The following is a 16403-nucleotide window of genomic DNA, read 5'->3' on the forward strand; positions in this document are numbered from 1 at the left end:
CTCGACTCACTTGCCGATTCGCACGCCGCCGCCGGTAGGCACCTTAATCCTTGCTTGGCGACGACGAGAGCAGCGTGCGATCCCATCCGCCTCCGAGCGCCTTCAACAACTGCACGCTCGCATCCACGCGTCTTGCCTGGATCCGAGCTTCCGTGCGCTGGTTGGTCAGCGCAATGGTTTGCACGGTGACGACGTCGAGGTAACTGACCGCGCCGGCCTGATAGCGGTTCTGGGTCAGCCTGAGCGAGCGTTCCGCGGCGGCCGTGGCGCGCTGCTGGCTTTGCGCTTCGCTCGCGAGCGTGTCGAGCGCCGAGAGGTTGTCCTCGACCTGCTGGAATGCGACAAGCACCGTTTGCCGGTAATCGGCCACCGAACCATCGTATTGAGCCGTGGCGCCATTTAACGCGGCGTCGCGTTTGCCGCCGTCGAACAGCGTGCCGACGAGTTGCGGACCGATCGACCAGAACAGACTCGGCGCCGTCAGCCACGGCGCAAAGAAGGTGCTTTCGAGACCGGCGCTGGCGCTCAGCGTGAGGTCTGGATAGAACGCCGCCTTGGCTTCGCCGATCTGCGCGTTGGCGGCGGCGACTCGCCGTTCTGCTGCGGCGATGTCGGGCCGGCGTTCGAGCAGTTGCGACGGCACGCCCGCCGGAATCTGCGGCACGGGAATCGATTCGACCTTTGGGGCAAGCGAAAACGACGAGGCGGGCACGCCGATCAGAGTCGCGATGGCATGGACCATCTGGGCGCGCTGGACCGCGATATCGGTTGCCTGCGAACGCGTGTCTTCCAGTTGTGTTTCGGCTTGCGCGGTTGCGGACGCATCGATCGCGCCGTCGGCCAGTTGTTGTCTGAGGATGGCCAGTGCCGCAGCATAAGCGCTCACGCTGTCGTCGAGCAGTTTCTTCTGGATGTCGAGCGCACGCAGCGCGAAGTAATCGCGCGCCAGGTCAGTGCTCATGGAGAGACGCACCGCCTCGAGATCCGCTTCGCTCGCCTGGGCGTTGTCGCGCGCATTCACCTCGGCGTCGCGTACCCGCCCGAACAGATCCGGTTCCCACGAAGCGTTCAGACCCAGCGAATAGTCGGGTACCGTACGGCCGGCGAGCGAATGGCCTTCCACGTTCTGCGAAAGGCGCGCGCGCGATTGCGCGGCGCCGGCTGTTATCGTGGGTAGAAGGCCCGCGTGCTGGTAGTCGATCATCGAGCGCGCCTGCTGCAACTGCGCGACTGCCCGTTTGACAGTTTGATTCGATACGGCCAGTTGGTCTTCGAGCCGGTTCAACTCGGGGTCGTTGAAGAGCGTCCACCAGTCGCCGCGCGCTTGCGTATCGCCCGGTGTCGCCACGGCCCAGCCAGGCGCCGCTTCCGCAGGGCCGGCAGGCGCCGCGTAGCGAGCCGGCACGGCCGCCTCGGGGACGCTGTAACGGGGTAAGGTCGAGCATGCCGTCAGCGCGCACGCGACGCCGAGGGCCAGCGTTTTGCGCGGGAATGTCATGGGCAGGATGGGCATGATCCGCTTCCTTGGGTGGGACGGCATCAGCCGTGTGCGGCCGAAGTGCCAGACGCCGGCTCGGCGGCGGACGGGCGCAGCACCTGCACGGTGTCGCCGGCAGTGACGGCGTCGCCGGGGTTGTCGATCGCGCGGTCTGACGCTGCGAGACCCGTGGCGATTTCCACATAGGTGCCGAAATCGCGGCCGATGGTCACGTTCTTCAGCGTGACCTTGTTGTCCTCGCCGACCACCGCTACGGTCACGCCGCCCGGGCGGAACAGCAACGCGCTCACCGGCAGTTCGAGCGCGGGGTGCGCGGTGTCCAGCGCGAGATGCACCTGGACGTAAGCGCCGGGACGCAGCGCGCCGTCCGTGTTGTCCACGTCGACTTCCACGCGCATCGTGCGGCTCGTGGGATCGATCACGTCCGAACTGCGCGCGACCCGCGCCGCGAAGTGGCGGCCCGGATACTGCTGGGTCGTCAGATAGACCTGGGTGCCCACGGTGATGAAGCTCGCGTCGTTCTGCGGAATATCGGTGAAGGTGCGCAACACATCCGTCTGCGCGACGTGGAACAGTTCGTTGGCGGGCGCGGCGAGCCCGGGCGTTCCACCCGCGGTGACCAGCGCGCCGACGTCCACGTTGCGCACGGTCACCACTCCGTCGAACGGCGCGGTGACTTTTTCATACGACACCATCTCGGTGAGCCGCGCGACGTTCGCCCGAGCCGATGCCAGGGTGGCGCGTTTAGCCTGCATGTCGGCGGTTTTGGTATCCGCGTCCTGTTGCGAAACGGACTGGGTCTGCAGCATTTGCTGCCAGCGTTGCGAGGTGGTGAGGGCGTAGTTGTAGTTGGCCTGTGCAGTGGCGGCGTCGGCGCGCGCCTGCTGCAATTGCGCGTCGAGCTCCGGTGTTGCGATGGTCGCGAGCAGTTGGCCCGCCTTCACCTTCGTGCCGATATCGGCGTACCAGCGCTGAATATAGCCGCTGGTTCGCGCATACACGGAGGCATCCGCATAGGGCATGACCGCGCCGGGTAACAGCAGGTCTTGCGAAGCCGGCGCGAGGCCCGGCGACACGACCTTGACGGTCAACGCGCTTTGCGCGGCGACCTGTTCGCCAAGCGCAGAACCGGCTCGCAGTCGGGGCACGATACCGATGATCAGCAGCACCGCGGCCACGCCCGTCAGAATCAGCGGCAGGCGGTAGCGGCTCCACGCGCGCGAGCGGACGGGCATGCGTGGCGGCGTCGCGCGCAGCGCAGGCAGGCCCGCGCTCGTGGCGGCGCCGTCGCGTTCCGGACGAGTATCAGGGGTGTTCATGATGGGTTCCTGTGGTGGGCATTTTTCATTGCACTTGGGGCGTGGCGGTGGCCTCGGCGTATCGGGCGCGGCGCCTGGCGAGCAAGGTGTGAACTACCGCAAATACCACCGGCACGAACAGCAGCGTGGAAACGGTGCCGATGCCGAGACCGCCGATCACGGCGCGGCCGAGCGGCGCATTCTGTTCGCCGCCGTCGCCGAGACCGAGCGCCATCGGCGTCATGCCGATCAGCATGGCGAGCGCGGTCATCAGCACCGGGCGAAAGCGGCTGAATCCCGCCTCGAGCGCGGCAGTGAGCGGATCGGCGCCGTGTTGCAGCAGCTCGCGCGCAGTGTTGATCACGAGAATGCTGTTCGCCGTGGCAATGCCGATACACAGGATCGTGCCGGTCAAGGCGGGCACGCTGAGCGTGGTGTGCGTCGTGAACAGCATCCACGCGATGCCGGCCAGCGAGCCCGGCAAACCGCTCACGATGATGAGCGGGTCGATCCACGACTGGAAATTCACAACCATCAGCAGGTAGACAAGCGCGATCGCGAAGATGAGTCCTGATTCAAGGCCGCTGAACGATTCGTTCATCGACTGCACCTGGCCGCGGATCACGATCGACGAACCGGCCGGCAGCTCGGCGCGCGCGGCATCGACGAGATGCGACACGTCGGCGGCGACGCCGCCCAGATCGCGGCCCTGCGTTGACGCAAAGATGTCGAGCACGGGTTGCACGTTGTAGTGCGAGACAACGGCCTGTTGCGTGCTGCGCGACATCGCACCGAGCGTGCCGAGCAGATTGCGCGGCGCCGTGGCGGGCCCCAAGGTGGTGATCGGAATGTTGGCCAGCGTTTGCAGCGAGTGAATATCGTACTGCGGCACTTCAGCCATCAGCGGATAACTCACCCCGTTCTTCGGATCGAGCCAGAAGTTCGGCGTGGTTTGCGAACTGCCGGAGAGCGCGATCAGCAGATTCTGCGCGACGTCGCGTTGCGTGAGGCCGGCCTGAATCGCCTTCGTCCGATCGACGTCCACGTCGATCGCCGGGGCGTCGCCCGGTTGCTGAATGCGCGCGTCGACGAGGCCGCGCACGCTGCGCAGCTTCGCCAGCAGGTGATCCGCGACAACGCGGTTCGCCTCCAGCTTATTGCCGACGATCTGGATATCGATCGGCGCGGGCAGGCCGAAGTTGAGAATCTGACTGACGATATCGGCCGGCAGGAACGAAAACGTCACCCCGGGGAACGATACGTTCAGCACGTTGCGCAGCTTCGCGATATAGGCCGCGGTCGGGCCGGCGCCGGGCTTGAGCGTCAGCATGATATCGGCGTCTTCCGGGCCGATCGGGTCGGACGAGTCGTAGGTCAGGTTGATGCCGCTGACCGGCACGCCGATATTGTCGAGCACGGCCGCCTGATCCTGTTTGGGAATGACGCTGTCGATGCGGGATTCGACCTCGTCGGTGATACGGGCGGTCTGTTCGATGCGGGTGCCGGTAGGCGCGCGCAGATGCAGGCGGATTTCACCGGTATCGACTGCGGGGAAGAAGTCGCGCCCCGCACACGGAATCAGCGCGAGCGAACTGAAGCACAACAGCAGGAAGATGCCGATAAACCGGCCGCGGCGAGCAATCGCCCCTTGCAGCACGGTGCGATAGCCGTTGCGCAGTGTCTCGAAGCGATGTTCGAAACCGGCCTGAAACCGGACCAGCACATCGAAGCGCCCCTGCGCGGCGGCGCCGTCCTTCGACGGGGCGCGCATCAGATACATCGCGAGCGTCGGAATCAGGGTGCGCGAGAAGAAATACGACGCGCACATCGCGAACACGACCGCCTCCGCAAGCGGCACGAACAGATAGCGCGCGACGCCGGAGAGCAGGAACATCGGCACGAATACGATGCAGATGGACAGCGTGGAGACGAAGGTCGGCACGGCGATCTCGCCTGAGCCGTTCAGGATGGCATCGTGTAGCGGCTCGCCGTTTTCCAGATGATGCGTGATGTTTTCGATCGCAACGGTGGCGTCGTCGACCAGAATCCCGACCGCCAATGCGAGGCCGCCCAACGTCATGATGTTGATGGTCTCGCCGAGAGCCGACAACGCGATCAGGGACGTCAGAACGGCGAGCGGAATCGACACGGCGATGATCAGTGTGGCGCGCCAGCTGCCGAGGAACAGCAGGATCATCACTGCCGTGAGGCAAGCCGCGATCAGTGCTTCGCGCACCACGCCCATGATCGCCGACTTTACGAACACCGATTGATCCGACAGCGGCGTGATGACCAGCGCCTTCGGCAGGCCCGCTGCGATTTTCGGCAGCATGGCCTTGACCTGCTGAATGATGGTGAGCGTGGACGCGCTGCCGGTCTTTTCCACCTGGAGCAACGCGGCGCGCTTGCCGTCGCTGCGTACGATATTGGTTTGCGGCGCATAGCCGTCGATCACGTGGGCCACATCGCGCACGTACACCACGCCGCCGTCGATCGTTTTGACCGGCAGATTGTTCAGCGCGGCGACCGTATCGGTGCTGCCGTTCATCTGCACGTTGTATTCCTTTGCGCCGATCTTCGCGGTGCCGCCCGGCAGGATGAGATTCTGCGCGTTCACGGCGTTGACGACGTCAGCCGGCGCAAGCCCTTTTGCCTGCAAGGCCTGCGGATCGAGTTCGACCATGATCTGGCGAATCTTGCCACCGAACGGCAGCGGCACCGCGGCGCCTTGCACGGTGGCGAGCTGGGTGCGGATGAAGCTGTTGCCGAGGTCGTACAGCGTCTGTTCGGGCAGCGTATTGCTGGACAGGCCGAGCTGAAGCACCGGCACGGTCGAGGCGTTGTAGGTGATGATGTTCGGCGGCAGCGTACCCGGCGGCAGGACGCGCAGAATCGACGCGGAATTCGAGGCGGCTTCGGCAATCGCGCGGTTGATGTCGGCGCCGGGGTGAAAGAAGATCTTCACGACGGAGACACCGTTGAGCGACTGGGATTCGATATGTTCGATATCGTCCACGTCGGTCGTCAGCGCGCGTTCGTAGTTCGAGGTGATCCGGTGCGCCATGTCCTCGGCGGAAAAGCCGTTGTACGACCAGACAATGCTGACCACCGGAATGTTGATATTCGGAAAGATGTCCGTGGGCGTGCGGAGGATCGCCAGCGGGCCCAGGATAAACAGCAGTACGGCCAGAACGATAAACGTATAGGGCCGTTGCAACGCGAGTCTGACGATCCACATGACGGTGTCCTGATGACGGAAGACGGATGGGTTGCAGGCGTGCGCTGCACGCGGGGGCCGACGTGGGTGCCCAGTGGACCGGAGCGGTCACTTGAGATGGCTGCAGCTTAGGGCGTTTCGGGCCATGAGGATTCAGTGCGCGGCACCGTCTTTGTGAATTCGCACGGTGGTTTGTCGTGGGCAGAGCGACCGCGCGTCGAGTCGTCGCTCAACCGTGCAAATGTGAAAAAGTCGGGCGATTGGAAAGACGCACGGGCGGCCCATAGCGAATACTCAGCAAACGCATGGCCCACCGGTGCATGCCGGTCAACGATTTCCACAGGAGCAACAGCGATGGCATATTTCACCACCAAGGACGGTACGGAACTCTATTACAAGGATTGGGGCACGGGCCAACCGGTTACGTTCTCGCATGGCTGGCCGCTCGACGCGGACGCATGGGACGCGCAGATGTTCTTCCTCGCGGAACGCGGTTATCGCGTGATTGCGCATGACCGTCGCGGTCACGGCCGTTCATCGCAGCCGTGGAACGGCAATGAAATGGACACCTATGCGGACGATCTCGCCGAGTTGATCGAAGCGCTCGATCTGACGAACATCGTGATGGTCGGGCACTCGACCGGCGGCGGAGAAGTGGCGCGCTACATTGGCCGGCATGGTACGAAGCGGGTGGCGAAGGCTGTGCTCATCGCGGCAGTCCCGCCGATCATGTTGAAGACGGAAGCGAATCCAGGCGGCTTGCCGATCTCGGTGTTCAACGACATTCGCGATGGTGTGAAAAACAACCGCTCGCAGTTCTTCAAGGATCTGGCCGTGCCGTTCTATGGCTTCAATCGCCCGGATGCGAAGGTGTCGCAAGGCACAATCGATGCGTTCTGGCAGATCGGTATGCAAGGCTCGATCAAGGGTCTGTACGACTGCGTGAAGGCCTTTTCGGAAACCGATTTCAACGACGATCTGAAGAAGGTGACGGTGCCCGCACTCGTCCTGCAGGGCGACGCCGACCAGATCGTGCCGCTTGACGACTCCGGCAAGCTGTCGGCGAAAATCATGCCGAATGCGCAGCTGAAGGTCTATGAAGGTGCGCCCCACGGTCTGTGCACGACGCACGCGGACCGTGTGAATGCGGATCTGCTGGAATTCCTCGAGTCGTAACCGGGTACGCGGGCGTCACCGGCCAGCGGAGCGCGCACGCGCCGCTCGCTGGCGGCGTCCACCGATCCGGCCGGCAACTGGTCCAGCGCACGGGCGGCCTGTGCGGCGCGCGTGCAGCACTCTTCGATCATGCCGGCGTCGCGTAATGCCCCGACCAGATTCGAGGCCAGTTCGACGCCGACGCGCGGGTCGCCATCGGCGGAAAACGCCCAGTCGAATGCGGCGCGCGCATCGTTGAGTGTTTGCTGAAAATCCGGCGGATTGCCGCGCTCGTTCACACGATCGGCCGACGCTCGAGTCTGAAAGCTCAAGGACAGATAGCGCGCATGGCGCAACGTGATGTCCTGCGCCTCGCCTTCGGCCTGAAGCTTTTCCAACGCATAGGCGCGGGTCGATTCGGACAGGCGATAGTTCGCCGCCGGTCCTTCGAAACTCACGCTGACGAGCGATTTCGCCACGAGCTCGGCGATGCCGCCGATCGCATTCGCCGCCATGAGTTCGTCGTCGCACACGACGGCGCACATCGCCTCGAACGTAAAGCTGCCGCCGAATATCGCCAGACGCCGGAAGATGGATTGCGTGCCTGTGTCGAGTAACGCAAAGCTCCAGTCGAAGGTGGCGCGCAAGGTTTGATGACGCGGCAGCGCGGTGCGGTAGCCGCCCGCCAGAATCGCCATGCGGTCATCCAGCCGGCGGCATACGCCTTCCACGCCGAGCGTGGCCACGCGAGCGGCCGCCAGTTCGATGGCGAGCGGAATGCCGTCCAGCCGGCGGCAAATCTCGCCGACGAGCCGGATCTCCGCGCTATCGGTGGCCACGCTTGTTTGCAACGACTCGGCGCGCAGCAGGAACAGCTTCACCGCCGAACAACGCAGAATGTCCGCATCGCCGGCATCAGGCGGCGGCACATCGAGCGGATCGACGCGAAATACCGTTTCGGCCATGATCCGAAGCGGCTCGCGGCTTGTGACCAGCACCCGGAGCGTATCGTTGACGGCGACTAGCGCGTCCACGATAAGCGCCACGGCGCAGATGACATGCTCCGCGTTATCGAGCACCAGGAGCCTGGATTGGCCGGCTAGCGCCGCCGCCAGGCGGGCGATGTCGATTTGCGCGCCAGTTCGCGCCACGCCGCAGCTTTCCGCAATCGCGCCGAGCACGGCCTCCTGCGTCGTCAGCGCAGCGAGTTCGACTAAGCAGACAGGCTCCGTCAAGCTCGCCGGGGTATGGCGAGCGGCCTCGATTGCCAGCCGCGTTTTGCCGATTCCTCCGGCACCCACCAGCGTCAACACATGAGTCTGTCGCAGCATCGAGCGGATCAACTCGACCTCGGCGTTGCGCCCCAGCAACCCGGATTCGGGCGGCGGCGCATGTCGCACGCCTGACGCCGCCGCACGGGTCTCGTCGGGCGCGGCGGTCTTCTGCCGTTGCACAAGTTGATAACCGCGGCCCGGCACCGTGAGAATCATGTCCCGGTCCGGGCCGAGTATTTTTCGCAACGCCGAGAGGTGAACCTGAATATTGTTTTCTTCGACGACGGTGTTGGGCCACACCGCATTCATCAACGCGTCCTTCGTGACGAGCTGGCCGCCGGCCGCAGCGACCACGGCGAGGATATCGAAGGCACGCGAGCCGAGACGCACGACTTCACCGTTTCGCCGCAACGTGCGCATCTCCAGATCGATTTGAAAGCGACCTATTTCGATCATGATGTTTACGGGTTGAACACAAGAGACCGAGGCAGCGGAGCATGCGCGGGCGCTACACGAACGGGAGGGGGCGGAGCATGCGCCGGACCTTGCATGGTGCGAGCCTATCGCGCCACCGGTCGAGCGTCTTGCACGTTAGTGCGATGTTTTGCAGGAAAGTCTACCGTGTAGCCAGAACGCTATGCATCCGGCTCGCGCTTGTCCGACGAAAGCGGCAGAAGCAAACCGGGTCTGAGCCAATCGCGAAGCGTGCGGTTTGCTCGGCGTTCACTCAGTTGCCGGCCTGGCGGCGCCAGCTTCCTGGCGGGGTGCCCACCAGTTGCGAGAAGGTTCGCGTGAAGTGACTTTGGTCGGAAAAGCCGCACGCAATGGCAATCTCCGGCAGCGACGAATCGGAATGCCGAAGCAGTTCGCGCGCACGTTCGATGCGCTGCTCCAACAGCCACTGATGCGGCGTGCGACCCGTGGTTTCGCGGAATGCGCGGATGAAGTAGCTGCGCGACAGGTTGCAGGCGCTCGCGATTTCCTCGAGCGAAACGTTGCCTTGGGCTTTCGAAAGCAGCATGTCTTTCGCGCGCGTTTCGAGCAGGCGCGAGAGTCGCTGGTTTTTGCTGACCGATTGAGCCGGCGCGTTGCCGTACCGGTCGATTAAATGCATGGCAAGGGTGATGCCGAGTTGTTCGACAAATAGCGGGCTCGCCTCACCCGGGCGCTCCAGTGTCAGCGCGAGAACTCGCGCGAGGTGACCGAAGACCGCGTCGTTGCGGCCGGCGGGAGCCAGAAAGCCGCTGATTGCCGAGCCGTTTCGCTCGTAGCAGGTGTTCGTGATGAAGGCATGGGAGAACTCGACTAACACGAAGTCGAACGCACCGTGCAGATCGGCGCGGTAGTCTTCCGCGAAATTGCGAACGTAGACCGAATCCTTTTCGAAGTCATAGACCGTCGAGCGGTTTCCCGACATGATCCGGCGGCGGTGGCCAGCAGTTAGCGAAACGCCGACCAGGAAGCCGCGATCCGAAGCGGGCGTGGCCACTTCGCTGGTCTTCTCCTCGCGCCTGCACTTGCGATAAAACGAGAATTGGTCTGCTGCGAGTTCGAGATCTTTGTGTAATTGATTCGATAGACATCCGAGCGAATCTTTCCGCCGGGATGCCGGGGCAATGGATGTATTTGCATGGTTCGACATGATCCGTCACCTCTGTTTGTCGCGTTACATACGCAAGTCCGTTCGCGTTGCAAAAGCAGGGAGTGGTGATAATCGGTGTGCTGCCCAGATTATGTCGGAAAATTATGCGTGTCGAATATTAATTTTTAATGTGCTCCGGGTTTTGCAAGCGATCAATTAATTTGGCGGATTCTGATGCGCAACGTGTATCAGGCCTGCAGCTCGGGCTCGGTATGTACGGCCGAGTCCACTGTCAGATTCGCAATTCGCAAATCGAGTTTCTGTTTGAGCGACACGATCAGGAATTCAACGAACGTTTTTATTTTCGCGTCGACGAATTGGCGTGACGGATAAACCACAAAGACATTGGTGGTCTGAAGCGGATAATCCGGAAAGAGCTGAACCAGCTTGCCTTCCCTGAGTTCGTCCACGACCGAGTAAGTCGGTACGGCGCCCACGCCGGCCCCCGCCAGCAACGCGACCCTGAGCGCCTGCATGGTGTTGACGACAAAGTGTCCGGCCACCTCCGGGTTCGCCGCGCTATGGCCGGTAAGCTCCGATGGCCAGTCCGAGGGCGGATCGAAGGACGAACTGGTCTGCATGAGCGTGTGATTCGGCAGGTCGTTCACACTTTGGACAGGATGCCGCGTGAGATAGTCCGGCGCGGCCACCAGAATGCGCTCGCACCGTCCGATAAGCCGGCTCACGTTGCGGGAGTCCGGCAACGACGACACCGATACGATCGACACGTCGAACTCGTCTTCAATCAGATTCGCCATGCCGGGCAGCAGTTTCAGATCGACGGAGACCGCTGGAAACGCGTGCCGGTATTCGACGATCGTGGACGTCAACTGTTTCAGCCCGATGTCGGGCACGGCGTGAACTCTCAGCTTGCCGCGCGGGAGTGTGTGGGCGTCGCTGGCTTCGGCGTCGGCGTCGTCGATATCCGCGAGAATTTTCTTGCAGCGCTGGTAGTATCGCTCGCCGCATTCGGTGAGCGAGACACTGCGCGTTGTCCGTTGCAGGAGCCGCGTGTGGAGATGTTCTTCGAGCGACACGACCGCGCGAGAAATATTGCCCGCGCTGCATTCCATGTGTTTTGCAACCGCACTGAAGTTGCCGGTCTCCGCGACCCGCGAGAACACGCGCATGCTGAAAATTCTGTCCATAGCCGCTTTGACCTCTTGATCCGGTTGAACCAGGCGGCACGTCTTGCCTGATGTGGACACAATACGATCCGTAGCGGGCTCGCGCCATCCCTACATACGGTTCGCGCATTCATCAATGCATTCACGCGTCTAATCCGCTCGTATAGGGTCAAGGCGGCGGCTGGACGGACTGCCGCAAAAACGCCTGCGCGAGCGTCAAGCCGAACCGAGCCCGAACGACTGGGCAAGCCGCGGGCCCTTGAGAAGCAGGGGCTCGACCGCCGCGCGCCGTGCCGCGGCCCAGTCGGCGAGTACCTGCACCACGTCCTCTGCGGGCTCGCTCAGGGCTTGCGCGAGGCTGACGGCGTCGCCGGCCGCTTTCGAGGTGCCGGAGCCCGTATGAGGGCGCAGTGTGCACGCGGCGTCGCCGACCAGCGCAATCCGGCCTTTGGCGAACGACGGGCTCAGCGCGTCGGAGATGGCCTGAAGGAAAGGTGCCCCGGTTGCGAGCACGAGTTGCGAAAGCGTTCGGGGCAGTCCGTCGAGCGCCGTGCGCTGCAAGTACGACTGCGACTGCGCGGACAGTTCGCCGGGCGCCACAGAGGCATGATGCCGCCGACCGTCGCGTCCGGTCAGAAACGCGTCGATCGCCGAGGCGTCGGTTTCGTTGCGATACCAGAGCCAGTTAAAACGACGCCTGCCGGGTTCGAGGGAGCCGTCCAGTGCGGGAATCAGGAACGTCATGAACAGTTCGCCCGGCGCCTGGAACAAGGTCATGTTCTCGGTCAGTTCCGTGATGTCGGCGTGGCCGAAAGCGCTTTCCTCGACCACCCCGCGCCACGCCAGGTAGCCGGCGTACGACGCGACGCTGCCGGGAAACAGCATGGCGCGAAGTCGCGAGGCGGTGCCGTCGGCGGCGATCAGCAGGTCCGCGTGAACCGGTGCCATGTCGTCGTCGAAACGGATCTCGACACCTTCCGCGTCTTCGGCCACGCTTGCCACGGCGTGCCCGTAGTGAACCGCTCCCGGCGGCAGCATGCTGCACAGCGACCGGTAGACGGTGTCCCACGATGAAAACGGCAGCAACTCGGGGTCGTCGCGGATGACTGTGCCGGCGCTATCGATCCAGCGCCGCCGGTGGGTCGGCACCGCCAGCATGGCGCGTGTCCGGTGGCCGTGCTGGTCGAGAAACTGCAGCATCTGCCGCAACACCACGACGCCGCCGCCGCGGCCTCGCAGCGGCGCGGCGGAGCGCTCGTAAATGTGCACCTCGTGACCCGTGCACGTCAGCGTCAACGCGCATGCGAGTCCGGCGATGGAACCTCCGGCGATGGCAATCTTCATGTCGGCCTCGATGCTGTGTTCATGTTGCTCTCCAGTGGGCGCATAAGCGAATCATGCCTGCGCGAACCCGTCGATCGGCACGTGGCCTCAGGACAATTAATAAAAATTAGCAACGCTTTGGAACGCGCCGTCGTATGCTTTTTTTCATGCATTCGAGGAAACAACCCATGGAAACGGCAACAGAAACGATCGCGGTCGCGCATTACACGGATAGTGTCGCCGTCTGGGATCACGTGATTCATGAGCTTTTGCCGCACCATCGCCTCCAGGGCGCAGGCGAGGCTTACCCGGCGCGAGCGGCGTCTCGCGTGGCCGCTTACGGGTTGTCGTCGCATATCGTGGTGGAAGTGATCGAGCGTCTGTCCGAGACGTCGATTGCCGTGCGGTGGCAGGACGCAACCCGCTGCCGCTACGACGACCAGGTGTGGATCGGTTGCCGCGCCCGCCTGAAGGGGCGCTGTGCGCTGAGTGGGCTGGTGATCCGCCGCGACGATCTGATCTATAAACCGAGAGTGCGGAGCACGAAACCGGTTAACGCCGCGGCCATGATGCTGGCCTCCGCCATCGACCGGATGCCGGTCATGGCGCAGGAGGCCGAGGCATACTAGATTTTCAGCAACTGTGCCGCGTTGCCGCCAAGAATCAGGTTCTTCTGGTCGGGGGGCAGCGTGAGACGATCCAGGAACGTGACCGGCTGCTCGTAGCCCATATCGAAGCAGTAGTCGCTGCCGAGCACCAGCCGGTCGATGCCGATGTTCTGGATCAGGAAGTCCAGCACGGGTCCGGAGTGCGAGACCGTGTCGTAGTTGAAGCGGCGCAAATAGCTGCTTGGCTTCTGCGCCAGTCGCCGCGTTTCAGGGCGAACTGTCCAGCCTGCGTCGATGCGGCCCATCAGGATCGGCAATGCGCCGCCGGCGTGCGGCAACGTAATGTTCAACCTGGGGTGCCGGTCCAGCACGCCGCCCAGGATCAGATGCGAACCGGCAATGGCCGTGTCGAACGGGTTGCCCAGCAGGTTGCTCAGGTAGAAGTCGCCGAGTCGCGCACCGCCGACTGTCTGCTGGGGATGCAGAAACACCGGCAGATCCAGCTGTTCAATGCGAGCGAAGACCGGTTCGAACAGCGGGTCGTCGAGATCCCGATTGTTGATGTTGGTCCCCATATAGACCCCGCGCACGCCGGGCAACTCGGACGCGCGTTCGAGTTCGTCGATTGCGTCGTGTGGATTGAGCATCGGCAAGGTGGCCAGCACCACGAAGCGGGTCGGATGTTGGAGATGGACCTGCGAAGCCGCGTCGTTCCATGTCCTCGCAAGCTCTGCATTGAAGGGCCGGTCGGCCCAGTAGGCCATCGGCACGCTCAATGACAGCGCTTGCATGTCGACGCCGGACGCATCCATGTCGGCGAGCCGTTCGTCTATCCTGATGAATTTAAGCGGCAGCGGTCCCAGTCCGCCTGCCGGTGTCTGGAAGCTGAAACTGGTGGCGTCGCAGGTGAACTTGCCGCCGAACTTCGCGCCTTCGCTGCCCACCCTTTCACAATAGCTTTCCGGGTAGTAGTGCGCGTGAATATCAATCGAGCGGCCTTTACCGAGCGTGCTGGACGCGCCCGCGGCACCGGCCATGCCGGTGGCCGAGGGCGTGGCGGCGGTGGCGGGGCCTCCCGAGGCGAGTCCGCCGGCGAGTGCGGCCATCGTCCCGAGCAAGCGGCGGCGTTTCGGCGAAATACAGCACGTGCAATCCATGAATCAGTCTCCGTGATGGGTTTTTTGGTGGCGAGTGTTATCCGTGCTTCACCATGCCGAGTTCGCAGTCCACCAGCTGGTCGCCATACAGCGCGCGTTCGCGTGCACCGCGTGCCGAGGTATCGGTGATGGAGAAAAAGAACACGCCGGCGAAGGCCACGATCATCGAGAACAGCGCGGGGTATTCATACGGATAGATCGCATGCGCATGACCGAGCACCTGCACCCAGACGGTCGGGCTCAGAATGGTCAAGGTGACGGCCGAGATCAGGCCGAGCGAGCCGCCTAGCACCGCGCCTCGCGTAGTCAGTCCGCGCCAGTAGATCGACAGCAGCAGCACCGGGAAATTCGAGCTGGCCGCAATCGAGAAAGTCAGACTGACGATAAACGCGATGTTCTGTTTCTCGAAGGCGATGCCCAGCAGAATCGCGAGCACACCAAGCACCAGCGTGGTGATTCGCGAGACGTGCATTTCCTCGCGATCCGTGGCGGCGCCGCGACGAATCACGTTCGCGTACAGATCGTGCGAGACCGCGGAAGAGCCGGCCAGCGTCAGCCCTGCGACGACCGCGAGAATGGTCGAGAAGGCCACCGCGCAGATGAAGCCGAGAAACACGTTGCCGCCCACCGCGTGCGCCAGATGGATGGCCACCATATTCACGCCGCCGATCACGGCGCCGGAGGCCGTGTGATAGTGCGGATCGGTCGCCACCAGAGCAATCGTCCCGAAGCCGATAATGATGATCAGCGCGTAGCCGATACCGACAATGCCGGTCGCGTACAGGATGCTCTTGCGCGCGGCTTTGGCGTCGCTCACGGTGAAAAAACGCATCAGGATATGCGGCAGTCCGGCCGTGCCGAAGATCAGCGCCAAACCGAGCGAGACGGCGGAAACCGGATCCGAGACCAGGCCGCCCGGGCTCATGATCGCAGCATGCTTCGGATGCGCGAGTATCGCCTGCGCGAACAGCGCATTCATACTGAAGCCGAAGCGGCTCAGCACCATGAACGCCATGAAGGCGGCGCCCGCGAGCAGCAGGGCAGCCTTGATGATCTGAATCCACGTGGTGGCGAGCATGCCGCCAAAAAACACATACACCACCATCAGCACGCCCACCATCACGACAGCAACCGTGTAGTTGAAGCCAAACAGCAATTCGACGAGCTTACCCGCGCCGACCATCTGCGAGACCAGATAGAGCAGAACGATCACGATCGAGCTGGAAGCGGCGAAGGCGCGAATGGGCCGCTGTTGCAGCCGGTACGACACGACGTCGGCGAGCGTATAGCGGCCGAGATTGCGTAACGGCTCGGCGATCAGAAAGAGAATGACCGGCCAGCTGGCGAGAAAGCCGATCGAATAGATCAAGCCGTCATAGCCGCTTGTGAAGACGAGGGCGGAGATCCCGAGCAGCGACGCGGCGGACATGTAGTCGCCGGCAATCGCCCAGCCGTTCTGAAACGCGGTGATTTTGCCGCCTGCCGCGTAGTGATCGGAGACGCTGTTGTTTTTCCTCGCCGCCCAGCGCGTGATGAACAGCGTCGACGCGACGAACAGCAGGAACATGCCGACTGCAATCGGATTGTGCGATCGTGCCGGCGCCGCGGTGCCGGCAGCGGCCGCGGGCAGGGCGGTGAGCGCGTTGCAAGCGCAAAAAAGTAGCGCGGCGCGCCATCGAGCGATGCGTGTCATGGCCGTACTCCTTGCCGGATCTCATTCACGGCGCGATCGTGAAGGGTGTTGGCCCGCGCGACATATACCGCGACCAGCACGAAGGTAAAGACGAACATGCCGAAGCCGACCGGAATGCCCCACGGTGCGGGCGAGCCGTCGACGATCGGCCGTCCGAGCAGCGCGGGCGCGAAGGCGAGCGTGAGGATAAACGCGAAGTACACGACCAGCATGAGGATCGTGAGCGTCCACGAGAAGATACGCCGCTCACGCACGAGCGCGCGGAAGCGCGGATCGTCGAGTAGCGGATTGGCCGCGGGCGGCCGGTCGGTGGCGACGTACTGCGCGCTCATCGAGTAGGTTGGGGCACCATGTTCCACTGTGTGTCCTTTCGAAACGACTGCGTTTCGATGCTGCATTAACTGATCGGAC

At 63.4% G+C, this 16403-nt stretch carries 12 protein-coding genes; 2 read left to right on the top strand and 10 right to left on the bottom strand.

Translation table 11 applies throughout. The features are described 5' to 3' along the window. Positions 1–43: 43 nt before the first annotated feature. From AC57B6_RS24535 to AC57B6_RS24545, 3 genes are read right to left on the bottom strand one after another with little or no spacing between them, the layout of a single operon-like run. Positions 44–1513 (bottom strand): efflux transporter outer membrane subunit, encoded by a 1470-nt coding sequence (locus tag AC57B6_RS24535; protein ID WP_444514409.1) that lies wholly within the window; start codon positions 1511–1513, stop codon positions 44–46. Positions 1514–1539: 26 nt separating this feature from the next. Then, positions 1540–2817 carry an efflux RND transporter periplasmic adaptor subunit gene (locus AC57B6_RS24540; protein ID WP_281664542.1) on the bottom strand — a complete coding sequence of 426 codons (1278 nt, stop codon included), beginning with the start codon at positions 2815–2817 and terminating at the stop codon, positions 1540–1542. 25 nt (positions 2818–2842) lie between these two features. Further along, positions 2843–6034, bottom strand: a complete 3192-nt coding sequence (locus AC57B6_RS24545) for an efflux RND transporter permease subunit (protein ID WP_496422265.1) — start codon at positions 6032–6034, stop codon at positions 2843–2845. A 333-nt stretch (positions 6035–6367) separates the two neighbouring features. On the opposite strand from AC57B6_RS24545, the gene AC57B6_RS24550 reads away from it, so the two are divergent. Beyond that, positions 6368–7189 (top strand): alpha/beta fold hydrolase, encoded by an 822-nt coding sequence (locus AC57B6_RS24550; protein WP_030099224.1) that lies wholly within the window; start codon positions 6368–6370, stop codon positions 7187–7189. Here AC57B6_RS24550 and AC57B6_RS24555 read toward each other — a convergent pair. The 4 genes from AC57B6_RS24555 to AC57B6_RS24570 all read right to left on the bottom strand — a co-directional run bounded on the left by AC57B6_RS24555 (position 7108) and on the right by AC57B6_RS24570 (position 12555). Continuing rightward, positions 7108–8898 (bottom strand): ATP-binding protein, encoded by a 1791-nt coding sequence (locus tag AC57B6_RS24555; RefSeq protein WP_496422266.1) that lies wholly within the window; start codon positions 8896–8898, stop codon positions 7108–7110. The two genes, AC57B6_RS24550 and AC57B6_RS24555, sit on opposite strands and share 82 nt — an antisense overlap. A gap of 271 nt (positions 8899–9169) precedes the next feature. Next, on the bottom strand, positions 9170–10084 hold the full coding sequence (locus AC57B6_RS24560; RefSeq protein ID WP_496422267.1) for a helix-turn-helix domain-containing protein: 915 nt from the start codon (positions 10082–10084) through the stop codon (positions 9170–9172). A 188-nt stretch (positions 10085–10272) separates the two neighbouring features. Continuing rightward, positions 10273–11232 carry a LysR family transcriptional regulator gene (locus tag AC57B6_RS24565; protein WP_028194238.1) on the bottom strand — a complete coding sequence of 320 codons (960 nt, stop codon included), beginning with the start codon at positions 11230–11232 and terminating at the stop codon, positions 10273–10275. A gap of 195 nt (positions 11233–11427) precedes the next feature. Further along, a complete protein-coding gene (locus tag AC57B6_RS24570; RefSeq protein ID WP_496422268.1) occupies positions 11428–12555 on the bottom strand; it encodes an FAD binding domain-containing protein in 1128 nt (375 codons plus the stop codon). Between the two features lie 167 nt (positions 12556–12722). Between AC57B6_RS24570 and AC57B6_RS24575 the strand changes: the two genes are divergently transcribed. Then, on the top strand, positions 12723–13163 hold the full coding sequence (locus AC57B6_RS24575) for a DUF3331 domain-containing protein (RefSeq protein ID WP_496422269.1): 441 nt from the start codon (positions 12723–12725) through the stop codon (positions 13161–13163). Here the strand turns inward: AC57B6_RS24575 and AC57B6_RS24580 are convergent. Genes AC57B6_RS24580 through AC57B6_RS24590 form a run of 3 tightly spaced genes read right to left on the bottom strand, consistent with a single transcriptional unit; the run spans position 13160 to position 16351 of the window. Then, positions 13160–14299, bottom strand: coding sequence for an amidohydrolase family protein (locus AC57B6_RS24580; RefSeq protein ID WP_496422270.1), 1140 nt, complete (start codon positions 14297–14299; stop codon positions 13160–13162). The genes AC57B6_RS24575 and AC57B6_RS24580 overlap by 4 nt on opposite strands. Before the next feature lie 37 nt (positions 14300–14336). Further along, entirely contained in the window at positions 14337–15992 is a 1656-nt protein-coding gene (actP, locus tag AC57B6_RS24585) for a cation/acetate symporter ActP (protein ID WP_281664547.1), read from the bottom strand. Further along, on the bottom strand, positions 15989–16351 hold the full coding sequence (locus tag AC57B6_RS24590; protein WP_028194234.1) for a DUF485 domain-containing protein: 363 nt from the start codon (positions 16349–16351) through the stop codon (positions 15989–15991). Before AC57B6_RS24590 ends, actP begins: the two co-directional genes overlap by 4 nt. Positions 16352–16403: the final 52 nt, after the last annotated feature.

The sequence above is a fragment of the Paraburkholderia sp. BGA-UO-ETr-F12 genome, from assembly GCF_059567945.1.